Below are 21,813 nucleotides of genomic sequence, written 5' to 3' on the forward strand. Positions count from 1 at the left end.
GAGCGCGCGCGATGAGTTCCCTCGGCACCTTCGTTTGGAACATCGCCGATCAGCTGCGCGGCGTCTACAAGCCGCACCAGTACGGCGATGTCATCCTGCCGATGACGATTCTGCGCAGACTCGACTGCATCCTCGCGGGCACACACGACGAGGTCGCCCAGATCATCAAGGAGGCGCCGCACGAAGAGCTCCGCGACGCTCTCATCCGAAAGAAGACCGGTCTCGCGTTCTACAACTCCAGCCCGTGGACCTTCGCCCGGCTCGTCGGCGACCCTGAGGGGCTCGAAGCGAATCTGATCGACTACATCGCCGGGTTCTCGAAGAACATCGATGTGTTCGAGCGGTTCCGGTTCGAGAACGAGATCCATCAGCTCGCGGAGAAGAATCGTCTGCTGATCGTGGTACAGCAGTTCGCAGCTGTCGACCTGCATCCCGAGACGATGCCGAATGCCGCGATGGGCGACCTGTTCGAGGAGCTCATCCGCAAGTTCGCAGAGGTCTCGAACGAGACGGCCGGTGAACACTTCACACCGAGAGACGCGATTCGCCTGATGGTGGATCTCCTGTTCGCCGAGGACCCCGCGGCGCTCAGCGAGCCGGGTATCGTCCGCACCGTTTACGACCCCACGGCCGGCACAGGCGGCATGCTGTCTGTGGCCGAGGAGCGCATGCACGATCTCAATCCGGAGGCGCGGCTGCGGTTGTACGGGCAGGAGATCAACGACCAGTCGTACGCGATCTGCAAGTCCGACATGATCGCGAAGGGGCAGGATGCCTCCAACATCCAACTCGGTGACACGCTTGCCGACGACCTCTTCGCGGGCCAGACCTTCGATTACTGCCTCTCGAATCCGCCGTATGGCGTGGACTGGAAGGCGTCGCAGGCCGCGATCAAGCAGCACGTGCAGGATGCCGGCGACCGCAGCCGCTTCCCCGGAGGTCTCCCGCCCATAAGCGACGGGCAGATGCTCTTCCTGCAGCACCTCGCGACCAAGATGCGCCCGGTGCACGAGGGCGGCGGGCGCGCCGGCATCGTCCTGAACGGCTCACCGCTGTTCACCGGTGGCGCCGGATCCGGACCGAGCGAGATCCGTCGCTGGCTGCTCGAACACGATCTGGTCGATGCGATCGTCGCGTTGCCGACGAACATGTTCTACAACACGGGCATCGCGACCTACATCTGGATCCTCGACAACACGAAGCAGCCCGACCGCATCGGCACGGTGCAGCTGATCGACGGTGCCGGTTTCTTCACGAAGATGCGCAAGAACCTCGGTAACAAGAGCCGGGAGGTCTCGAAGAGTGACCGCGCGGAGATCCTCAGGCTCTATGACGAGCACGCCGAGAGCGAGCACTCCAAGATCTTCCCGACGGATGCCTTCGGATACTGGACCATCACCGTCGAACGCCCTCTCCGCGATGAAGACGGTGAGATCGTGCGTGACCGCAAGGGCAACGCGAAGCCCGACTCCAAGCTGCGCGACACCGAGAACGTCCCGTTCACGTACGGCGGCAACGAGCAAGGGAAGGAAGCTCGGGATGCCGTCATTAAGACCTACTTCGACGCCGAGGTCGCCCCGCACGTGCCCGACGCCTGGGTCGACGAGGCCAAGACCAAGGTCGGATACGAGATCCCCTTCACCCGGCACTTCTACGTCTACAAACCGCCGCGTCCGCTCGAGGAGATCGACCGGGACCTGAACAAGTTGGTCGGCGAGATCATGGAGCTGCTCCGCGAGGTGGAGCGGTGAGCTACGAGCAGCTCCCGCTCAAACGAATGGCCACGGTTACCCTTGGCAAGATGATCCAGACCGCGCCGAGCGGTTCCTTGGACTCGGAAGCCCCGTATCTTCGTGCCGCTCACGTCCAGCCAAACGGGCGACTCATTGAAGCCGAGGAAAAGCGGATGTGGTTCCGGTCCGGAGAGTTGGAAGAACTCTCGCTCGAAGGCGACGACGTTGTCATCGTCGAAGGCGGTGCGGGCTACGGACGTTCAGCTGTCCTTTCACAGGCTCGGTCGGGCTGGGGATTTCAGAACTCAATTGTCCGAGTCCGCCCACAGCACAACCGTGCAAGTGGCCGCTTCATCAATTACGCGGTCCAGTCGGCGCTACGCTCCGGGGCGATCGCGGCTGCATGCAACACAGCCACCATTCCGCATTTCACGGCCGATAAGGTCGCTGACCTTCCACTCCCCTCGCCCACCTTCGATGTCCAGCAAGCGATCGCCGACTATCTCGACCGCGAGACCGCGCAGATCGACACGCTCATCGCGAAGCAGGAGCAACTCATCGCCACGCTCCGCGAGCGCCGCATTGGTACGATCCGCGAAGCCGTTACCAAGGGCATCGATCCGCGCGCACGGATGATCGACTCACAGGTTGACTGGATAGGCATGGTTCCCCAGCACTGGCGATGCGACAGGCTCAGGTGGTCGGTCTCCGACAGCCAGACCGGCGTGTGGGGTGACGACCCGCGCGGCGATGAGACGGACGTGATCTGCGTGAGAGTTGCGGACTTTGATCGTCGACGACTTCGCGTCGGGAGCACCCACACCCGACGCTCGGTGCGTCCTCAGGATCTCGCCCCGCGTCTGCTCGAGAGTAAGGACCTACTGCTCGAAAAGTCTGGAGGAACACCGATCAATCCGGTGGGGTTCGTCGTGATCTTCAACGGCTCCGCTACGCCGGCCGTGTCATCCAACTTCATTGCGCGGCTACGTGTGGCAGAAAGGCAAGATCCTCGCTATTGGCTGTATGCGCATGCAGCGAGCTACGCCACCGGGCTCACGGCACGTTCGGTCAACCAAACGACCGGTATCCAGAACTTGGATCAGTCAGCGTACTTCAGTGAGATCTTCCCGTTCCCTCCCGCGGAAGAGCAACGCGCGATCGCTGAGTTCCTCGATATCCGCTGCAACCGCATCGATACCCTTCTCTACAAAGCGACTGCTCTCATTTCGCTCGCGAAGGAGCGCAGGGCCGCGCTCATCACGGCGGCGGTCACCGGGCAGATCGACGTGCGCGCCGCTGCCTGACGATTTCGACTCGCTTTGCCCCGCTCGGCGGCGGGTGAAGCGCGTCGGTTCCTCCACAGGTGGGCGTTAATCGGACTATTCCAGAGTTATCCACAGATTAGGGTGCTGACCGGGGATTCATCGGGTTCCAATGTCGGTGGTGGGCGGCATGATGGAAGCATGAACACGGCACCCGCCCAGCTGCTCGAGACCCTCACCGGCCTCGACACCACGCTGGGCGAGACCGTGCACGACGCGCTCGCGTCCGACAGCGTGCGGGCCCTGTCCGATGCCGAACTGCTCGACCTCACCCGGGTCGCGGAGTCCATCGGGCGTCGGGTCGACGCGCTGCGGATCACGACCGCCGCCGAGGTCGATCACCGGTCTCGCACCGAACTGGGCGAGGAACGCCTCTCCGCCCGCTCCGGATGCTCGAGCGCCGCAGACCTGATCTGCCGGGTCACCCGTGTCGCCGGCGCCACCGCACGGGCACGCATCCGTCAGGGGCGTGCGGTCGCTGTGCGCACCACCCTGACCGGGGAGGCACTGCCGGCCCTGTTCCCCACGGTGCGGGAAGCGGTCATCGATGGGGGCATCGGCATCGACACGGTCACCGCGATCACCGCCGTGCTGAACCCGATCGCCGACCGCGTCGATCCTGCCCAGTGGCAGGCCGCCGAGTACGAGCTGACTGCGGCGGCCACCGGCAACGGGCCCGACGGGGCACCCGCATGTACGGCCGATGAGACCCGCATCCAAGCGAAGGTCTGGGAACTCGTGCTCGACCCCGACGGGAAGCTTCCTGATGATGAGCGTGCGGCCCGCAGACGTGGGATCTTCCTCGGCCGTGAATACGAGAACATCGTCCCCATCCGCGGCGGGCTTCTGCCCGAAGTCGCCGCACAACTGGTCAAACTCGCCGACGCGCACCTGAACCCCCGCGTCCAAGACCGCACCACACCCGAGACGGGCACGGGTGTCAGCTTCCACGAGACCGACACCGGCCCGTCCGGAACCCCGGAGATCCCCGCCGACACCCGCACCCAGGCACAGAAACTGCACGACGTGTTCGCGACCATCCTCGGCGTCGCCGCCCGCTCCACCGAGACACCCACCCTGGGCGGCATGCCACCCACCGTGCTGATCACCATCCCCGCCGACGAGCTCCAGCGTGAGAACGGTGTCGGCTTCATCGAGGGCACTGACTGCGCCGTCCCCGCCTTCGTCGCCCGCCAAGCCGCCTGCTGCGGCGGCACCCAAAACATGATCACCGGCGAGAAGGGCCGCATCATTCAACTCGGCTCCCCCAACCGCACCTTCACCGCCGCCCAACGCCGCGCGATCATCGCCCGCGACGGCACCTGTGCGATCCCCGGCTGCCACATGCCCGCCACCTGGTGCGAGATCCACCACGTCACACCCCACAGTGAGGGCGGACCCACCCACACCGACAACGGCGTCCCCCTGTGCTGGTGGCACCACCGCACCATCGAGACCAGCGGATGGCAGATCCGCATGGTCAACGGACTCCCCCAAATCCGCGCACCCCACAACCTCGACCCCACCGGAACCTGGCGACCCGCCCGCGGATCCCTCCACCACGCCCGCAACACGCTCCGCCGACACCTGACCGCCAGCACGCCAAGAGCAGCCCACACCGACCAAGTCAGACGCACGTAGAACCCGCCCGTGCCGGCGCATCACGACTCGCCTCCCGGGCACACCCGCCGACCACCCACCGACCATCCGCCATGATGTCTATAGCCGTGGGGTTATAAGCGCGCGTGAAGGGGCGACATGGGGATCGAGCACGAGAAGGCCTTCGAAGACGAGATCTGCGAGTACCTCGCCGCACATGGATGGCTCTACGACACCGACAACAGCGGCTACGACAAGACCCGCGCGCTGTACGTCCCCGACGTCGAAGCCTGGCTTGCCGAGACGCAGCCCGCCGAACTCGCGAAAGTCGTCAAGCCCGCGACATCCCCCGCCGAACAAGAGCACGCCCGCAACCAGTTGCTCGATCGCCTCGTCAAGATGCTCGACAATCCGATCGATGCAGGCGGCGGAACGCTCAACGTCCTGCGCCGCGGCTTCAAGAAGACCCCGGTGACGTTCTCGATGTGCGAGTTCAAGCCCGCCACATCCTTCAACGCGTCCGCAATGCAGCGCTACGAGAAAGTGCGCCTGCGCGTCATGCGCCAGGTCTACTACTCCACGAAGAACACGCAGTCCATCGACCTTGTCCTGTTCGCCAATGGCCTGCCCGTCGCCACCGTCGAGCTGAAGACAGACGACACCCAGTCCATCGACGACGCGATCGCCCAGTACCGCACCGCTCGCGATCCGAAGGGCGAACCGTTGCTCGGCTTCGGCAATCGCTGCCTCGTCCACTTCGCCGTCTCGACCGACGAGGTCGCCATGACCACGCGCCTCGCCGGCAAGAGCACCCGCTTCCTGCCTTTCAACCTCGGCGACGATGACGGCGCCGGCAATCCGGTCAACCCGCAGGGCGCTGCGACGTCATACCTGTGGGAGCGGATCTTCCAGCGCGACGCCTGGCTGCACATCATCGGCCGGCTGCTGCACATAGAGAAGAAGACATCGACGGATGCCGTCACCGGCGAGATCACGAAGTCCACAACCCTCCTCTTCCCGCGCTTCCACCAATGGGAACTCGTCACCGATCTCCTGTCGACGGTCAAGGCCGAGGGCCCCGGGCACCGCTACCTCGTCATGCACTCGGCCGGCTCCGGCAAGACCAACTCGATCGCCTGGCTCGCCCACGGCCTTTCGAGCCTGCACGACACTTACGACAAGAAGATCTTCGACACCGTCATCGTCGTCACCGACCGCACCGTGCTCGACGATCAGCTGCAGAAGGCGATCAAGCAGATCGAGGGCGTCGACGGCACCGTCGCCACCATCAACGCCGACGAGGTGCGCAAGGCGGGCGAAGCCTCCAAGTCGGCACTGCTCGCAAAGGAGCTGCTCGGCGGCAAACTCATCGTCATCGTCACGATGCAGACCTTCCCGTTCGCGCTGCAGGCGATTCAGGAGAACAAGGGCCTCGCCGACCGCACCTTCGCGATCATCGCCGATGAGGCACACTCATCGCAGACCGGGCGCACTTCACAGAAGCTTCGTGCCGTCCTGACGCAAGAAGAGCAGGCCGACCTCGACGACGGCGGCGAGATCGACGCCGAAGCCGTGCTCGCCGCCGAGATGCAGGCACGCGCCGAGTCGCCCAACCTCTCGTTCTTCGCGTTCACCGCGACGCCCAAGTCAAAGACGCTCGAGCTGTTCGGCACGCTCGGCGACGATGGGCTGCCGCATCCCTTCCACGTCTACTCGATGCAACAGGCCATCGAAGAGGGCTACATCCTCGACGTGCTGCGCAACTACACCACCTACGACACCGCCTTCCAGATCGCCGAGACCTCCAAGCGCCGCCTCGAAGCCGTCGAACTCGTCGACGAAAGCGAAGCCACGAAGGGCCTCATGCGCTGGGTGTCGCTGCACCCGACGAACATCGCGCAGAAGGTGCAGATCATCGTCGAGCACTACCGCGCCAACGTGCGCCACATGCTCGACGGCCATGCCAAGGCCATGGTCGTCACCGCATCGCGCGAAGCGGCTGTCCGCTACAAGCAGGCCATCGACGCCTACATCGCCAAGAAGGGCTACGACCTGGCCACGCTCGTCGCCTTCTCGGGAACGCTCACCGCCGAGCAAGTCTCCGGCATCACGTTCGCCGGAGTCGAGCCGCCCTACTCCGAAGCGAACCTGAACTCCGGACTGCGCGGTCGTACGCTGCCGGTCGCCTTCGGCTCCGACGACTTCCAGCTGCTCATCGTCGCGAACAAATACCAGACCGGTTTCGACCAGCCGCTGCTGTGCGCGATGTACGTCGACAAGCGCCTCGATGGTGTGACGGCGGTCCAGACGCTCTCGCGCCTGAACCGCACCTACCCCTCCGCCGGCAAGGACACGACGTACGTCCTCGACTTCGTCAACGACCCTCAGGAGATCCTCGAGGCCTTCTTGCCCTACTACCGCACGGCCGAGCTGACGGAGCGGACGGATCCCGATGTCGTCCATGACCTGCAGGCGAAGCTGGACGGCGCGGGCATCTACACCGACGCCGAGATCGAGGCCTTCACCACCGCCTTCCTGAAGCCACACGCGAAGCACGGTGCACACACCGCGCCTCTCAAGGCGGCCGCCGACCGATTCAACCAGCGCTACGCGGCCGCCGCGGCCTCCGGCGACAAAGCGACTCTCGAAGAACTCGATCTGTTCCGCAAAGACGTCGGCTCGTTCGTGCGGCTCTACGACTTCCTCTCGCAGATCGTCGACTACGCCGATACCGGGTTGGAGAAGCGCGCCCTCTTCCTGCGTCTGCTCGCGCCCCGCCTCACCGGCCACGCGACCAGTGAGCCGATCGACTTCTCGGCCGTCGAACTGACACGCATCAAGCAAGCGCGCTCGGGCGACCACACGCTCGACCTCGACAGCGGCGAAGCACAGCCGCTGCACCCGCTCGGCCCCGGCGGCGGCACCGCGCGCGATCCGCGCATGGTGCGACTGGCCGAGATCCTCGCTCGGATCAATGAGCTGTTCGCCGATGAGGACTTCGATGCGTCAGGCATCGAGTCATGGGTGCAGGGCGTGATCACCGTGCTCGGCGAAGACCCGCAAATCCGTCTTCAGGCGGCGGCGAACTCACGCAAACAGTTCGTCGAGTCGCCCGACCTGAGCTCTGCCGTCACCGACGCCGTTCTGACCAATCACGACGCCCACAACAGCGCGGTCGATTTCTACTTCACACACACCGAGAAGCAGGCGGCCCTCGTCAAGCTCCTCGGCGAGCTCGTGCACGAGAACCTGCGCATCGAGCGCGAAGAGGCCACCACGTCGTAGCCGCTAACCCGCGGCATCCACCCCCAGCTCACGCGCCGCGCGCGAGATCGCTGCGGCGAGGTCGGCATCCTTCGCGGTGAGCCCGCCCGCGTCGTGGCTGGTGAGCCGTACCGTGACGGCGGGGTAGGTGACCTCCACATCGGGGTGGTGGTTCGCCGCCTCGGCGAGCTCGGCGATCGTGGCGAACAGGCGCGCGCCGGTGGCGAATTCCCCCGTCGCGAAGCGCGCGCGCACGGCGTCGCCGTCGGCCTGCCAGTCGCCGACCCCGCCGGTGGCACGGAACTGTTCGAACGTGATGGTGTCCATACCCCGACCCTGCCACCCGCCGCTCAGACCGCAACCCCCAGACCGCGACCTCCGGGGCGAGCCGTCCGGGCGACCGATCGCCCGGGGCGTACCCTCGATCTGTGACCCCCGAGCTCGAAGCACGCATCGTCGCGGACTCCCGTGACCGGGTCACGTGGCTGCGAGCGCGCTCGCGCGGGATCACCGCGACCGACGTCGCGCACCTCACGAGCGAGCGGGCCATCCCCCGTGCGGCGCAGACGAAGCTGCGCGGCAGCGGCTTCACCGGCAACGTCTACACGGAGCACGGCCGCCGCCGCGAACCGGAGATCGCCGCGTGGGTGGCGGCGACCCACGGCATCCAGCCCTCGTCGGCCCTCTTCCGCGCCGTCGTCGAGCCGCGCCACCTGGCCACGCCCGACGGCATCATGCAGGACACCGACGGGCGCATCACGCTCGCCGAGATCAAGACCACCAACAAGGCGTGGCGCAGCATCCCCCGCTCATATCTTCGTCAGGTGTGGTGGCAGCAGCACGTGCTCGGCGCCGAGCGCACGCTCGTCACGTGGGAGCAGCACGTCGACTTCGTGCCGGTCGGCGACGAGCCGAAGTGCGCCTGGGTCGACCGCGACGAGGCGGAGATCGGCAAGCTCGTGAAGCTCGCCACCGCGCTCATCGACGAGCTGTACCGGGTGACGCATCCTTCTGAGACGAAAGAACTGCACCGGGCACTCGCACTGGCCGACTGACGTTAGTTGCGAAACATCAACGATCGATCTATAGTTGACGAATCTCAACTGTTGACGATCGTCAACCATCTGCGCCATCGTCGTCGCGCGTCACAAGCCGCTCTCTCTTCTCTGAAGGTTCTGCATGTCCAAAACTCCCTCTGTCGCCGGCGCCAAGCCGGCCATGTCACACCGCCAGGTACTCGAGGCCCTCTCCGGCCTCATCCTCGGCATGTTCGTGTCGATGCTCGCGTCGACCGTCGTATCCAGTTCGCTGCCGGTCATCGTCCATGACCTCAAGGGCGACCAGACCGCCTTCACCTGGGTGGTCACCTCCACGCTTCTCGCCACGGCGATCGCGACCCCGATCTGGGGAAAGCTCGCCGACCTCTTCAACCGCAAGCTCCTGTTCCAGCTCGCGATCGTCATCTTCGTCCTGGCCACCGCCGCCGCCGGTCTCTCGCAGGACACCAGCATGCTCATCGCGGCGCGCACCGTGCAGGGCCTCGGCGCCGGCGGTCTCGCCGCCCTCAGCCAGGTCATCATGGCCGACATCCTCAGCCCGCGTGAGCGCGGCAAGTACATGGGCCTCTTCGGCGCCGTCATGGCCGTCTCCACCGTCGGCGGCCCGCTGCTCGGCGGCGTGCTCACCGACACGCTGAGCTGGCGCTGGAACTTCTACGTCGCCCTCCCCGTCGCGATCATCGCGCTCATCATCGTGCAGAAGACCCTGCACCTCTCGCCCAACAAGCCCCGCAAGGTGTCGATCGACTACGTCGGCATCGTGCTGCTGGCCGCGGCATCCGCCCTCCTCATGATCTGGGTGAGCAACGCCGGCAGCGACACCACCGGTGACTGGTGGAGCAACAACGACTGGTGGAGCTTCACGACCGTCTGGATGGTCGGCGGCGCGATCATCGCCACCGTGCTGTTCATCGTCTTCGAGCTGCGCGCGAAGGAGCCCCTGGTTCCCCTCACGATGTTCCGCAACCGCACCTTCACCCTCGCGGTCGTCGCGTCGATCTCGACCGGTATCGCCATGTTCGGCGCCTCGGTGTTCCTGAGCCAGTACATGCAGCTGGCGCGCGGCGCGACACCGACCCAGGCCGGCCTGATGACGATCCCGATGATCGCGGGTCTGCTGCTCTCGTCGGTCATCATCGGTGGACTCATCTCGAAGTACGGCGTGTGGAAGCCCTACCTGCTGTTCGGTGGCGTGCTGCTGATCGCCGGCTCGTTCACACTGTCGACGATCCACTACGACACGAACTTCGCGCTCGTCTCGGTGTACATGTTCCTGCTCGGTGCCGGCGTCGGCATGACGATGCAGAACCTCGTCCTGGTCGTGCAGAACACCTGCAAGCCCGAAGAACTCGGCGTCGCCAGCTCGGGCGTCACGTTCTTCCGCACGCTCGGCGGCACCATCGGCGTGTCGGTCATGGGCGCCGCGCTGGCCACCAAGGTCGTCGACCTCATGAACGACAACAAGGAGAACCTCGTCACGGCGATCATGAGCCTGGGCGACAAGGCGCAGTACTGGCAGGAGCAGCTGACCAGCGGCACCCTGCCCGAGGTCTCGACGATGCCGCACGCACTGCGCATCATCATCGAGGACATCTACGCCCAGGGCATCTCGCACTCGTTCCTCATCGGTGTGCCGTTCGCGGTGCTGAGCCTGCTCGCGATCATCTTCATCCCGAACAAGCCGCTCACCCGCATGACGAACGTCGAGCGCATGCAGGCCGGCGAGGCCGACCTGGCCACCGTCACGGTCGCCGAGGGCATGGACGCGCTGCCTGCCACCGGGAGCGTCGCCGTCATCACCGGCGGAGACGACTCGGCGCGAGGCGCCGCGAGGTCTGAGGAATCATGATCACCCCCTCCCGCTCCGAGGCGACGCCCGATGGCGCCGCCTCGGAGCAGGACCCCCGCAGAGACGCCGCCCGTGACCTCGAGGGCGCCTTCTCGCTGCTGTTCACCCAGCTGCGCCGCTCGTACGCCCAGGCCGCCGACACCGTCAGCTCGGGCCTGCTGCCGGGCACCTTCAAGGTCTTCACCGTCATCGACAAGATCGGCCCCGTCAGCGCCTCGACGCTTGCCGAGCGGATGGATGTCGACAAGGGCGGCATCAGCCGCGCGGTCACCGAACTCGAGAACCTCGGGCTCATCGAACGCGAGCTCGACCCGTGCGACGCCCGCGTCCGGCTCATCTCGGTGACGCCGTTCGGCAACGAGCGGCTGCAGATCGTCCGCTACCCGTTCGTCGACCGGCTCGAGCAGGCCACCGCCGAGTGGACGGTCGAGTCGATGGAACGCCTGTCCACCCTCGTGCAGGCCCTCGCCGCGACGATCATCACGCCGCAGGAAGACGACGCAGCACCCGACGCCCCTCACTGATCACCTCGGCGGCGACGGCGTCGAGCAGCGGCGACCGGAGGTTCCACTGCTGCCAGTAGAGCGGCACGTCGACGGGATCGCCGCCCAGACGCACGAGAGACCCGTCGGCCAACCCCTCCGCTGACTGGAACGGGGGCAGCAGCCCCCACCCCATGCCGAGCTGCACGGCCCGCGCGAAGTCACTCGACGCCGGAATGTACTGCCGCGGCGGCGCGACATCCACTCCCCGCCCCCTCAGCCACGCGGACTGCAGCTCGTCACGCCGGTCGAAATAGACCACCGGAGCCTCGCTCAACGCCTGCGCGGTCACGCCGTCGACGAGCCATGTCTGCACGAACCCCGGTGTGGCGACCGCCTCGTACCGCATCGCCCCGAGCGGTTCGACCCGGCACCCGGCCACCGGCTGCGCCCGGGAGGTGACGGCGCCCATCACCGTGCCGCTCTCGAGCAGGCTCGCCGTGAAGTCCTGGTCGTCGCGATGCAGATCGAACACGACGGGATGCCGCTTCATGAGCCGAGCCAGCGGATCGAGGAACCACGTGGCCAGCGAATCGGCATTGACCGCGAGCGGGATGCTCATCCGCGCCGCGTCGTCGCCGAGGCCGGCAAGGGCGTCGTGCTCGAGAAGCGCGAGCTGTCGGGCGAGGCGCACGATCGCGTCTCCCGCGGGCGTCGCCCGCGCCGGCTTGGTGCGGATGAGCACGACCTGCCCGAGCTGCTCTTCGAGCGCTTTCACACGCTGGCTGACGGCGCTCGGGGTCACGTGCAGGCGGCAGGCCGCGGCATCCAGCGTCCCCTCGTCGATGACGGCGGCGAGGGTCTCGGCGAGCTCGAACGGAATGCGCATCATCAGCCATGCTAATGGCACATAAGGATCATGAGCTGTACTTCATCACCCTGGGCTCGTAGCGTCGAAGAGTGCTCAGCTCCGCTCTCGCCGGCCTCGGTCTCGGCCTGTCGCTCATCATCGCCATCGGCGCGCAGAACATGTTCGTGCTGCGGCAGGGGCTGCGTCGCGAGCACATCCTCGCCGTGGTGCTGATCTGCACGGCGTCGGACGTCGTGCTGATCCTGCTGGGCGTCTCGGGCATCGGGCTCGCACTGCAGGCGCTGCCCTGGCTCGTGGAGGCGGTGCGCTGGCTGGGAGCGGCCTTCCTGCTCGTGTACGCCCTGCTCGCCGCGCGGCGCGCGATCCGGCCCACCGGCGAGGCGCTGCGCGCGGCATCCCCTTCTCCCCCACCCTCCTCCGCCGGCGGCGCGGTCGCCACGGCGACCCGCACATCCCTCGCCCCCGTCGTGCTGACCTGTCTGGCCCTCACCTGGCTGAACCCGCACGTCTACCTCGACACCGTGTTCCTGCTCGGCACGGTCGCCAACTCGCACGGCGACGGCCGATGGGCGTTCGCATTGGGCGCCGCCTGCGCGAGCACGCTGTGGTTCTTCGGTCTGGGGTTCGGGGCGCGCCTGCTCGGGCGCGCTCTGGCCGCACCGCGCGCGTGGCGGATCGTCGACGGCGTGATCGCGGTGATCATGGCGGCGCTCGCGGTGAACCTCGCGCTGGGCGCCTGACCGCTGGCACGATGGACCCATGCGACGGGTGCACGTGATCGTCTCCGGCGAGGTCCAGGGCGTCGGGTACCGCTACACGATGCGCATGGAGGCCGACGAGGCGGGCGTCGCCGGCTGGGTGCGCAACCGCCGTGACGGCACCGTCGAGGCCGAGGTCGAGGGCACCGACGAGCAGATCGACCTGATCCTCGCGTGGATGGCCGAGGGACCTCCGGGCTCGCGCGTCACGGGCGCGCAGGTGCGGGATGCCGCAGCCACCGGCGCCCGCGGATTCGAGGTGCGTGCCACGGCGTGAGGTGCGGCATCCACTCTCCGGACAATGCGAAACGCCGGCCCCGCCCGAAGGCGGAACCGGCGTCTCGTGAGAGTCAGACTCAGATGGCGTTGACGTCCAGCGGGATGCCGGGGCCGAACGTGGTCGACACGGCGCCCTTCTGGATGTAACGGCCCTTCGAGCTGGCCGGCTTCAGACGCACGATCTCTTCGAGCGCGGTCTTCAGGTTCTCGTCGAGCTGCTCAGCCGTGAACGAGGCCTTGCCGACGATGAAGTGCACGTTGGCGTGCTTGTCGACGCGGAACTCGATCTTGCCGCCCTTGATCTCCTCGACGGCCTTGGCCGGGTTGGGGGTCACGGTGCCGGTCTTCGGGTTCGGCATCAGGCCACGGGGACCCAGCACCTTGCCGAGACGACCGACCTGGCCCATGAGCTCGGGCGTGGCGACGGCGGCGTCGAAGTCGGTCCACCCACCGGCGACCTTCTCGATGAGCTCGGTCGAGCCGACCTCGTCGGCGCCGGCGGCCAGAGCCGCCTCAGCGGCCGGGCCGTTCGCGAACACGATGACGCGAGCGGTCTTGCCGGTGCCGTGCGGCAGCATGACGGTGCCGCGCACCATCTGGTCGGCCTTGCGCGGGTCGACCGAGAGCTTCAGCGCGACCTCGACGGTCGAGTCGAACTTCTTCGACCCGGTCTCCTTCGCGAGCGCGACGGCCTCGGTCGGGGTGTAGTACTTGTCCGCCTCGATCTTCTCGGCGGCAGCCTTGTAAGCCTTGGACTTGGTAGCCATGTTCGTTACTCCCCTCAGTCCTCGACCGTGATACCCATGGAACGGGCGGTGCCGGCGATGATCTTCGAGGCGGCCTCGATGTCGTTCGCGTTCAGGTCGGGCTGCTTCGTCTCGGCGATCTGGCGCACCTGGTCCTTGGTCAGCTTGCCGACCTTGACCGTGTGCGGCGTGGCCGAGCCCTTCTGCAGGCCGGCGGCCTTCTTGATGAGCTCCGCGGCCGGCGGGGTCTTCAGGACGAAGGTGAAGCTGCGGTCCTCGTAGACAGTGATCTCCACGGGGATGACGTTGCCGCGCTGCGACTCGGTCGCCGCGTTGTACGCCTTGCAGAACTCCATGATGTTGACGCCGTGCTGACCGAGCGCAGGCCCGATCGGCGGCGCCGGGTTGGCGGCGCCGGCGTTGATCTGGAGCTTGATCAGGCCGGTCACCTTCTTCTTCGGTGCCATGTGTTTTCCTTTCATCGAAGCGGATGCCGTCGGCATCCGTTCTCCCACGCATCCGGATGGACGGTGGTGTCTGTGGGACGCGCAGAGCGCGTCAGATCATCTTGGTGACCTGGTCGAACGACAGCTCGACCGGCGTCTCGCGCTCGAACAGCGAGACGAGGACGGTGAGCTTGCCACTGGCCGGCTGGATCTCGCTGATCGTACCGGGCAGGCCCGCGAACGAGCCGTCCTTGATGGTGATGGTCTCGCCGACCTCGAAGTCGACCTCGGCGGGGATGACGCGCGCGGCGACCGGAGCACCCTTGGCGGCACCGCCCTTGGACGGGGCGACCTCCTTGACCTCGACGAGCGACTTCAGCATGTTGAAGGCCTCTTCGAAGCGCAGCGGGGTCGGGTTGTGCGCGTTGCCGACGAACCCGGTCACGCCCGGGGTGTGCCGCACGACCGACCAGGTGTCTTCGTTCAGCTCCATGCGCACAAGGACGTAACCGGGGATGCGCACCCGGTTGACCATCTTGCGCTGGCCGTTCTTGATCTCGACGACGTCCTCCATGGGGACCTCGACCTGGTAGATGTCGTCCTCGACCTCGAGCGTCGACTTGCGCTGCTCGATGTTGGCCTTCACCTTGCGCTCGAATCCGGCGTAGGAGTGGATGACGTACCACTTGCCGGGCTGCAGACGCAGCTCCGCGCGGAAGGCCTCGTACGGGTCCTCTTCGTCGGCGTCGGCCTCGGCCTCGTCGACGACGGCTGAGGCGGCATCCACCTCTTCGACGAACTCGTCGTCGAGGACGGGGCGGTCTTCTTCGCCGTTCACGTCGGGACCGTCGTAGGGGGTCACCTCTTCTTCCGCCTCGGCGGCGCGGCGCTGCTGCTCGTCAGCGGCGTCGTCGCTGAGGACCTCGGCCGCAGCCTCGGCCTCGGCCGTCTCGTCGATGTGCAGTGCGTCGTTCACGATCGCGTCCGCCTCCGGGTCGTCGATGTCGATGTCGTCGAGTTCTGCCGAGTCGTCGTCTGCGCCCTCGTCCTCGACATGGAGAGCCGTGTGCTCGGCGGCGTCGGCAGAGCGCTGCTGCGCCTCGAGCACGTTGCCCTCCTGGGCCTCGTCGTCCTCACTGGACTGCTCGGCGGCGGTCGCCCAATCGGCGTCGTCGGTGTACTTCTCAGACACTTGGTTCTCTTCCGTTCGTAGAGGCGGCGGACCCGCGGGTCACACGCCGCCCGGGTTGCCGAACACCCAGTTCGTCACCATCGTGAACAGGAGGTCGAGCCCCCACACGATGGCCATCACCACGACGACGAACCCGATCGAGACCAGCGAGTACTTGATCAGCTCCTGCCGCGTCGGAACGACGACTTTGCGCAGTTCGGCGAAGACCTGGCGGATGAAGATGGCGATGCGTGCGAAGAAGTTGGGCTTCTTCTCGCCCTTCGCGCGCGGCCGGTCGGTTGCGGCGACGATCTCGCCGTTCGGCTCGTCCTGGACCATCGACTCCACCTGAATCGTCTTCGTGATGTCAGCATGCGCTGACGCGCAGGGCGGACAGGAATCGAACCTGCAACCTGCGGTTTTGGAGACCGCTGCTCTGCCAATTGAGCTACCGCCCTAGAGGCCCTCGCGGGCCTCACAGTGATCGCATTCCGGCGCCGTGTCGGTGACCTGCAGGGTGTTGCCCGAGACGCCGGGCACGGCGAAAGAATGCAGTTATCAACTGCCCCTCCAGTGTACGGCATGCCCTCGGTCGACGCGAACCGACCCGGGCCCGACACCGTCAGGGGCCGACGCGCACCAGCTTCTTGTTGACGAACTCGTCGGCCGCGAGCAGCCCGAGTTCGCGCGAGGTTCCGCTGCGCTTCACGCCGCCGAAGGGCAGCTCGGGGCTGTCGGCGAGCACGAGGTTCACGTAGACCATGCCCGCGTCGATGCCGTCGGCCACGCGCTGCGCCTGCTCCGGATCGGTGGTGAACACGTACGACCCGAGTCCGAACGAGGTGTCGTTGGCCAGGGCCACCGCCTCGTCCTCGCCGGCGACGCGGTAGACGACCGCGGCGGGCCCGAACAGCTCCTGCCGGTACACGTCCATCTCGGGCGTGACGTCGGCGAGCACGGTGGGCGCGAAGAACGTGCCCTCGCGCGTGCCGCCGGTCAGCACAGTCGCGCCCTGCGCCACCGCGGTGTCGATCTGCTCCTGCAGTCGCACGGCCGCCGCCTCGGACGAGAGCGGGCCGAGCACGGTCTCGGCGTCGGTGGGGTCGGATGCCGCCACCGCCGCCATCGCGGCGGTGAACTTCTCGGCGAACGCGTCGTAGAGCCCGTCCGCGACGATGAACCGCTTCGCGCCGTTGCAGCTCTGCCCGTTGTTGTCGAGCCGGGCGTCGACCGCGGCCTGCACGACCGTGTCGAGGTCGTCGGTCGAGAGCACGATGAACGGGTCGGAGCCGCCGAGCTCGAGCGCGACCTTCTTCAGGTTGCGCCCGGCGACCTCGGCCACCGCGGCGCCGGCACGCTCCGAGCCGGTCACCGAGACACCCTGCACGCGCGGATCGGCGATGATGCGGGCGGCCTGTTCGTTCGTCGCGTACACGTTGACGTACGCGCCGTCGGGCAGCCCTGCGGCCTCATAGATCTCCTCGAGCAGCGCCGCCGACTCGGGGCACTGCGGCGCGTGCTTGAGCAGGATCGTGTTGCCGAGCACAAGGTTGGGCGCCGCGAACCGTGCGACCTGGTAGGCCGGGAAGTTCCACGGCATGATGCCCAGCAGCACGCCCAACGGCGCGCGGCGCACCACGGCGGTGCCCTCGCCGAGGATGTCGATGGGCCGGTCGGCCGTGATCTCGTCGGCGTGGTCGGCGTAGAACTCGATGATGTCGGCGGCGAAGTCGACCTCGCCCTCGGCGGCGGCGATCGGCTTGCCCATCTCGCGCACGATGATCGCGGCGAACTCGTCGCGGCGCTCGCGGTGCAGCTCGGCGATGCGGCGCACGACCGCGGCCCGCTCGCCCACCGGCGTGCGCGCCCAGGTGCCGAAGGCGGTGTGCGCCTTCGCGATCGCCTCGTCGACCTGCTGGTCGGTGAAGGTGTCGTAGGTGGCGAGGGTCTCGCCGGTGGCGGGGTTGACGACGGCGTAGTCGGTCATGGATGCCTCCTGCTCTCAGTCCGTGGGGATCATGGTGTACTTCGTGGACAGGTACTCGTGGATGCCCTCGGCACCGCCCTCGCGGCCCAGGCCCGACTGCTTCACGCCGCCGAACGGGGCCGCCGCGTTGGAGATGACGCCCGCGTTCAGGCCCATCATCCCCGACTCGAGCCGATCGATCATCCGGTGGCCGCGGGCCAGGTCTTCGGTGAAGACGTACGACACGAGTCCGAACTCGGTGTCATTGGCCAGGCGCACAGCCTCATCCTCGTCGCGGAAGGTGGCGATCGCCAGCACCGGGCCGAAGATCTCCTCGCGGAGGATGTCGCTGCCGGCCTGCACGTCGCTGATCACGGTGGGCTGGAAGAAGGTGCCGTCGGAGGCGATGGCCTCTCCCCCGGTGCGCACGATCGCGCCGCGGGCCGCGGCATCCTTCACCAGGGCTCCTGCCTTCGCGACGGCGTCGGCGTCGATGAGGGGGCCGATGGTGACGCCCTCTTCGGTGCCGCGACCGATCTTCATGGCCTTCACGCGCTCGGTGATGCGGGTCGCGAACCGCTCGGCGACGTCCTCGTGCACGATGAACCGGTTCGCGGCCGTGCACGCCTGCCCGATGTTGCGGAACTTGGCGGCAAGGGCCCCCTCCACGGCCTTGTCGAGGTCGGCGTCCTCGAAGACGACGAACGGGGCGTTGCCGCCCAGCTCCATCGACACGCGCAGCACGTTCTGGGCCGCGTCGGCGATGAGGCGCTTGCCGACCTCGGTCGACCCCGTGAACGACAGCTTGCGCAGGCGCGGGTCGGCGATGATCGGGCCCGAGACCCGCCCCGACGTGGTCGTCGACACGATGTTGACGACGCCGGCGGGCAGACCCGCCTCCTGCAGCAGCGTCGCGAAGAACATCGTCGTCAGCGGCGTCAGCTGGGCGGGCTTGACCACGACCGTGCACCCGGCGGCCAGCGCGGGACCGATCTTGCGGGTGGCCATCGCGAACGGGAAGTTCCACGGCGTGATGAAGAACGACGGACCCACCGGGCGCTGCGAGACGACCATGCGGCCGGTCCCCTCGGGGTTCAGCCCGTAGCGGCCCTCGATGCGCACGGCCTCCTCACTGAACCAGCGCAGGAACTCGCCGCCGTAGACGACCTCGCCGGCGGCCTCGGCCAGCGGCTTGCCCATCTCGAGCGTCATCAGCAGCGCGAGGTCGTCCTTGTGCTCCTGGACGAGCTCCCACGCCCGGCGCAGGATGTCGCTGCGACAGCGGGGCGGGGTGGCCGCCCAGGCCTCCTGCGCAGCGACCGCGGCGTCGAGGGCCCGGATGCCGTCGGCGGGCGAGGCATCGGCGATCGTGCGGATGACCGCGCCGGTGCTGGGGTCGTGGACATCGAAGGTCTTGCCGCCCTCGGCGTCGACCCACTCTCCTCCGATGAAAAGCCCCGCGGGGATGCGGCCGAGCAGCTCTGCTTCCTGTTCGGCGGTCATTTGCTCTCCTTGCTCTCGGCGATGATCTCGGCGGCGACGCTGCGGCCCATGCGGATCGCGCCGTCGACGTGCTGGAAGCCCGCGCCCGCGATGTCGCTGCACGCGAAGTGGATCGGTCCCACGGCCGCGCGCACGTCCTTCTGATAGCGCGCGAGGCCGCCCAGGTCGAAGCTGGCCGCGTAGGCGCCGCGCGTCCACTCCTCGGTACCCCAGTCGCTCTCGTAGTAGACGACGGGGTTCTTGGCCTCGGGCCCGTAGTAGTGCGCGAGCGACTCGAGGATCCGCTCGCGGCGCTCGTCGGCGCTCAGCTCGAACACGTCGTCGGCGAGCCGATCGGAGACGAAGCCGACGAGGGTGCCACGCTCCTCTCCGTGGTTGGTGTTGTCATAGGCCTCGTGCACGAGCTCGTACGGGCTGAACGCCGTGGCCGACAGGCCCTGCTCGCGCCAGAACGGACGGTCGTAGACGGCGTGCACCTTGATGACCAGGCCCATCGACAGGTGCTGATGCAGCTGCTGCTGGCGGCGCGGCAGCGGCGGGTCGAACGAGATGCGGCTGTACAGCACGGGGGCATGCGCGAGGACCGCATGCCGGGCGCGCACGGTCATCCCGTCGGCGCGCGCCACGACGCCGTTCTCGTCCCACTCGAGGAAGCGCACCGGCTGCTCGAGGAAGACGTCGTCGCCCAAGCGCGCGGCCAGTCCCTGCGAGACGGACTGCATGCCGCCCACGACCCGCTTGTCGAGGATGAAGTCCGCGTCGACGAGGTCGGTGAAGCTGCCGGCGGATGCCGCCATCTGCAGCGCCTGCAGCGCCGAGAAGGCGTGCGGCGGCTTGGTGAGCATCATCGCGCCGATGAACAGTCCGATGTTGTCGATCGCCTCTTGGTCGGAGGTCTGCTCGCGCAGCCACGCCTCGAACGAGATCCTGTCGAGCGCATCGGCGTCGGGAGCCTCCCACACGCGATCGGGGTCGACCTCGGCGACCATGGCATCGAGCTTCTCGATGAGCGCGATCATGGTCTTCTCCGTCTCCGGCGCCACCGGGAAGATGTCTCCGGTGAAGCGCACGAGCCGGCCGTCACGGCCGATGTAGACCGACTCGCCCTCGCGGTAGCGGCTGTAGGTGCGCAGCCCCAGGTCGTCGATCGTCTCGAGCAGCGCGGTCTGATCGGGCGAGATCCACTGGCCGCCCAATTCGAGCCAGGCGCCGTCGACGGTGTTCGTCCAGGTGCGGCCGCCCACGCGGTCACGGGCCTCGAGCACCGCCACCGACAGGCCGGCCTCCTTCAACGCGGTCGCCGCGGTGGTGCCGGCGGGGCCGGCGCCGATGACGACGACGTCACGGGTGATCTCGGTCACGATGTCTTCCTTCATCCGATGCGCTGCTCAGTGCGCGGCCAGGGCTGCGGCGACGACGTCGAGGCCCTCGTTCAGCAGCGCGTCGTCGATCGACAGCGGCGGGAGGAAGCGGATGACGTTGCCGAACGTGCCGCAGGTGAGCACGACCACCCCCTGCGCGACGCAGTCCTTCGCGATCGCGCCGGTCAAGGCCGAGTCGGGAGCGCCGGTGGCCGGGTCGACGAACTCGACGGCCACCATGGCACCGCGGCCGCGCACGTCGCCCACGCGGGGGTCGGAGGCCTGGATCCCGGCCAGTCGCGGCAGCAGGATGTCGCCGATCCGGCGCGCCCGCTCGACGAGTCCGTCGTTCTCGAACACGTCGATCGCGGCGAGCGCCGCGGCACAGGCGACCGGGTTGCCGCCGTAGGTGCCGCCGAGGCCGCCCGGGTGCGCGGCATCCATGATCTCGGCACGGCCGGTCACGGCGGCCAAGGGCAGGCCCCCCGCGATGCCCTTGGCCGTCGTGATGAGGTCGGGCTCGATGCCGAACAGCTCGCTGGCGAACATCGCGCCGGTGCGGGCGAAACCGGTCTGCACCTCGTCGGCGATGAACACGACGTCGTTCGCACGGCACCATTCGACGAGCGCCGGCAGGAAGCCGTCGGCGGGGACGATGAAGCCGCCCTCGCCCTGGATGGGCTCGATGAGGATCGCGGCGAGGTTCTCGGCCCCCACCTGCTTCTCGATCTGCGCGATGGCGCGGGCCGCGGCATCCTGTCCGCTCAGTCCGTCACGGAACGGGTACGACATCGGCGCACGGTAGACCTCGCCCGCGAACGGCCCGAAGCCGCTCTTGTACGGCATCGACTTTGCCGTCAGCGCCATGGTGAGGTTCGTGCGGCCGTGGTAGCCGTGGTCGAACGCGACGACCGCCTGCTTGCCGGTGTGCTTGCGGGCGATCTTCACGGCGTTCTCGACGGCCTCGGCGCCCGAGTTGAACAGTGCCGACTTCTTGGCGAAGTCACCGGGGGTGAGGCGGTTGAGGGCCTCGGCGACCGCGATGTACGACTCGTACGGCGAGATCATGAAGCAGGTGTGCGTGAACTGCGCGACCTGCTCCTGCACGGCCGCGACGACCTTCGGGTGCGCGTTGCCGACCGTGGTGACGGCGATGCCGCTGCCCAGGTCGATGAGGGAGTTGCCGTCGGCGTCGACGATGACGCCGCCGCCCGCGGCGACCGCCGCGATCGGTGCGGAATGGCTGACGCCCGCCGCGACGGCCTCGGACTTGCGCGCGAGGATCTCCTGCGAACGCGGTCCGGGGATGGAGGTGACCAGGCGCCGCTCCTGGGGAAGGGTGGGGCCGCCGACGATGGTGGTGCTCGAAGCCGCAGTGCTCATATCTGGGATGCTAGGTCTCCCG

At 67.5% G+C, this 21,813-nt stretch carries 19 protein-coding genes and 1 tRNA gene; 9 read left to right on the plus strand and 11 right to left on the minus strand.

What is annotated here, in order from left to right:
• Positions 1 to 11 precede the first annotated feature (11 nt).
• The 4 genes from ABMQ42_RS09110 to ABMQ42_RS09125 all read left to right on the plus strand — a co-directional run bounded on the left by ABMQ42_RS09110 (position 12) and on the right by ABMQ42_RS09125 (position 7,939).
• The gene (locus tag ABMQ42_RS09110) at positions 12 to 1,751 is read left to right on the plus strand and encodes a type I restriction-modification system subunit M (RefSeq protein WP_349722656.1); all 1,740 of its coding nucleotides are present in this window, start codon (positions 12 to 14) and stop codon (positions 1,749 to 1,751) included.
• Entirely contained in the window at positions 1,748 to 3,037 is a 1,290-nt protein-coding gene (locus ABMQ42_RS09115; protein WP_349722657.1) for a restriction endonuclease subunit S, read from the plus strand. The genes ABMQ42_RS09110 and ABMQ42_RS09115 overlap by 4 nt, the downstream gene beginning before the upstream one ends.
• 159 nt (positions 3,038 to 3,196) lie before the next feature.
• Positions 3,197 to 4,696, plus strand: coding sequence for an HNH endonuclease signature motif containing protein (locus tag ABMQ42_RS09120; protein ID WP_349722658.1), 1,500 nt, complete (start codon positions 3,197 to 3,199; stop codon positions 4,694 to 4,696).
• 117 nt (positions 4,697 to 4,813) lie between these two features.
• Positions 4,814 to 7,939, plus strand: a complete 3,126-nt coding sequence (locus tag ABMQ42_RS09125; protein ID WP_349722659.1) for a type I restriction endonuclease subunit R — start codon at positions 4,814 to 4,816, stop codon at positions 7,937 to 7,939.
• 3 nt (positions 7,940 to 7,942) lie between these two features.
• Here ABMQ42_RS09125 and ABMQ42_RS09130 read toward each other — a convergent pair whose 3' ends face one another.
• Positions 7,943 to 8,245 (minus strand): 4a-hydroxytetrahydrobiopterin dehydratase, encoded by a 303-nt coding sequence (locus ABMQ42_RS09130; RefSeq protein ID WP_349722660.1) that lies wholly within the window; start codon positions 8,243 to 8,245, stop codon positions 7,943 to 7,945.
• Between the two features lie 101 nt (positions 8,246 to 8,346).
• Here ABMQ42_RS09130 and ABMQ42_RS09135 point away from each other — a divergent pair, with 101 nt between their 5' ends.
• From ABMQ42_RS09135 to ABMQ42_RS09145, 3 genes are all read left to right on the plus strand, one after another.
• The gene (locus ABMQ42_RS09135; RefSeq protein WP_349722661.1) at positions 8,347 to 8,973 is read left to right on the plus strand and encodes a YqaJ viral recombinase family protein; all 627 of its coding nucleotides are present in this window, start codon (positions 8,347 to 8,349) and stop codon (positions 8,971 to 8,973) included.
• A 124-nt stretch (positions 8,974 to 9,097) separates the two neighbouring features.
• Complete coding sequence (locus tag ABMQ42_RS09140; RefSeq protein ID WP_349722662.1) at positions 9,098 to 10,825, plus strand: MDR family MFS transporter; 1,728 nt, start codon at positions 9,098 to 9,100, stop codon at positions 10,823 to 10,825.
• Positions 10,822 to 11,349, plus strand: coding sequence for a MarR family winged helix-turn-helix transcriptional regulator (locus tag ABMQ42_RS09145; protein ID WP_349722663.1), 528 nt, complete (start codon positions 10,822 to 10,824; stop codon positions 11,347 to 11,349). The genes ABMQ42_RS09140 and ABMQ42_RS09145 overlap by 4 nt, the downstream gene beginning before the upstream one ends.
• Here the strand turns inward: ABMQ42_RS09145 and ABMQ42_RS09150 are convergent.
• A complete protein-coding gene (locus ABMQ42_RS09150) occupies positions 11,306 to 12,196 on the minus strand; it encodes a LysR family transcriptional regulator ArgP (RefSeq protein ID WP_349722664.1) in 891 nt (296 codons plus the stop codon). The genes ABMQ42_RS09145 and ABMQ42_RS09150 overlap by 44 nt on opposite strands.
• 71 nt (positions 12,197 to 12,267) lie before the next feature.
• Here ABMQ42_RS09150 and ABMQ42_RS09155 point away from each other — a divergent pair, with 71 nt between their 5' ends.
• Positions 12,268 to 12,918, plus strand: coding sequence for a LysE/ArgO family amino acid transporter (locus tag ABMQ42_RS09155; RefSeq protein ID WP_349722665.1), 651 nt, complete (start codon positions 12,268 to 12,270; stop codon positions 12,916 to 12,918).
• A 19-nt stretch (positions 12,919 to 12,937) separates the two neighbouring features.
• Positions 12,938 to 13,213, plus strand: a complete 276-nt coding sequence (locus tag ABMQ42_RS09160) for an acylphosphatase (protein WP_349722666.1) — start codon at positions 12,938 to 12,940, stop codon at positions 13,211 to 13,213.
• 79 nt (positions 13,214 to 13,292) lie between these two features.
• Here ABMQ42_RS09160 and rplA read toward each other — a convergent pair whose 3' ends face one another.
• From rplA to gabT, 9 genes are all read right to left on the minus strand, one after another.
• Positions 13,293 to 13,982, minus strand: a complete 690-nt coding sequence (gene rplA, locus ABMQ42_RS09165) for a 50S ribosomal protein L1 (RefSeq protein WP_349722667.1) — start codon at positions 13,980 to 13,982, stop codon at positions 13,293 to 13,295.
• A 14-nt stretch (positions 13,983 to 13,996) separates the two neighbouring features.
• Positions 13,997 to 14,428, minus strand: a complete 432-nt coding sequence (gene rplK, locus ABMQ42_RS09170; RefSeq protein WP_349722668.1) for a 50S ribosomal protein L11 — start codon at positions 14,426 to 14,428, stop codon at positions 13,997 to 13,999.
• Positions 14,429 to 14,519: 91 nt separating this feature from the next.
• A complete protein-coding gene (gene nusG, locus ABMQ42_RS09175) occupies positions 14,520 to 15,599 on the minus strand; it encodes a transcription termination/antitermination protein NusG (protein ID WP_349722669.1) in 1,080 nt (359 codons plus the stop codon).
• Positions 15,600 to 15,638: 39 nt separating this feature from the next.
• On the minus strand, positions 15,639 to 15,917 hold the full coding sequence (gene secE, locus ABMQ42_RS09180) for a preprotein translocase subunit SecE (protein WP_349722670.1): 279 nt from the start codon (positions 15,915 to 15,917) through the stop codon (positions 15,639 to 15,641).
• 46 nt (positions 15,918 to 15,963) lie between these two features.
• A tRNA-Trp gene (locus ABMQ42_RS09185) sits at positions 15,964 to 16,036 on the minus strand.
• Between the two features lie 164 nt (positions 16,037 to 16,200).
• Entirely contained in the window at positions 16,201 to 17,565 is a 1,365-nt protein-coding gene (locus ABMQ42_RS09190; protein WP_349722671.1) for an NAD-dependent succinate-semialdehyde dehydrogenase, read from the minus strand.
• A 15-nt stretch (positions 17,566 to 17,580) separates the two neighbouring features.
• Complete coding sequence (locus ABMQ42_RS09195) at positions 17,581 to 19,047, minus strand: NAD-dependent succinate-semialdehyde dehydrogenase (protein ID WP_349722672.1); 1,467 nt, start codon at positions 19,045 to 19,047, stop codon at positions 17,581 to 17,583.
• Complete coding sequence (locus ABMQ42_RS09200) at positions 19,044 to 20,423, minus strand: flavin monoamine oxidase family protein (RefSeq protein WP_349722673.1); 1,380 nt, start codon at positions 20,421 to 20,423, stop codon at positions 19,044 to 19,046. The genes ABMQ42_RS09195 and ABMQ42_RS09200 overlap by 4 nt, the downstream gene beginning before the upstream one ends.
• A gap of 12 nt (positions 20,424 to 20,435) precedes the next feature.
• Positions 20,436 to 21,791 (minus strand): 4-aminobutyrate--2-oxoglutarate transaminase, encoded by a 1,356-nt coding sequence (gene gabT, locus ABMQ42_RS09205; RefSeq protein WP_349722674.1) that lies wholly within the window; start codon positions 21,789 to 21,791, stop codon positions 20,436 to 20,438.
• Between the last annotated feature and the right edge of the window lie 22 nt (positions 21,792 to 21,813).

The organism is Microbacterium sp. KR10-403 (assembly GCF_040196215.1).
In the GTDB taxonomy this organism is placed as follows: domain Bacteria; phylum Actinomycetota; class Actinomycetes; order Actinomycetales; family Microbacteriaceae; genus Microbacterium.

Coding starts and splice junctions, on each gene's coding strand:
- ABMQ42_RS09125 (WP_349722659.1), top strand. CDS start 4,814: ATGGGGATCGAGCACGAGAAGGCCTTCGAAGACGAGATCTGCGAGTAC.
- rplA (WP_349722667.1), bottom strand. CDS start 13,982: ATGGCTACCAAGTCCAAGGCTTACAAGGCTGCCGCCGAGAAGATCGAG.
- ABMQ42_RS09120 (WP_349722658.1), top strand. CDS start 3,197: ATGAACACGGCACCCGCCCAGCTGCTCGAGACCCTCACCGGCCTCGAC.
- rplK (WP_349722668.1), bottom strand. CDS start 14,428: ATGGCACCGAAGAAGAAGGTGACCGGCCTGATCAAGCTCCAGATCAAC.
- ABMQ42_RS09110 (WP_349722656.1), top strand. CDS start 12: ATGAGTTCCCTCGGCACCTTCGTTTGGAACATCGCCGATCAGCTGCGC.
- ABMQ42_RS09130 (WP_349722660.1), bottom strand. CDS start 8,245: ATGGACACCATCACGTTCGAACAGTTCCGTGCCACCGGCGGGGTCGGC.
- ABMQ42_RS09200 (WP_349722673.1), bottom strand. CDS start 20,423: ATGAAGGAAGACATCGTGACCGAGATCACCCGTGACGTCGTCGTCATC.
- ABMQ42_RS09160 (WP_349722666.1), top strand. CDS start 12,938: ATGCGACGGGTGCACGTGATCGTCTCCGGCGAGGTCCAGGGCGTCGGG.
- ABMQ42_RS09150 (WP_349722664.1), bottom strand. CDS start 12,196: ATGCGCATTCCGTTCGAGCTCGCCGAGACCCTCGCCGCCGTCATCGAC.
- ABMQ42_RS09190 (WP_349722671.1), bottom strand. CDS start 17,565: ATGACCGACTACGCCGTCGTCAACCCCGCCACCGGCGAGACCCTCGCC.
- ABMQ42_RS09140 (WP_349722662.1), top strand. CDS start 9,098: ATGTCCAAAACTCCCTCTGTCGCCGGCGCCAAGCCGGCCATGTCACAC.
- ABMQ42_RS09195 (WP_349722672.1), bottom strand. CDS start 19,047: ATGACCGCCGAACAGGAAGCAGAGCTGCTCGGCCGCATCCCCGCGGGG.
- ABMQ42_RS09145 (WP_349722663.1), top strand. CDS start 10,822: ATGATCACCCCCTCCCGCTCCGAGGCGACGCCCGATGGCGCCGCCTCG.
- secE (WP_349722670.1), bottom strand. CDS start 15,917: ATGGTCCAGGACGAGCCGAACGGCGAGATCGTCGCCGCAACCGACCGG.
- gabT (WP_349722674.1), bottom strand. CDS start 21,791: ATGAGCACTGCGGCTTCGAGCACCACCATCGTCGGCGGCCCCACCCTT.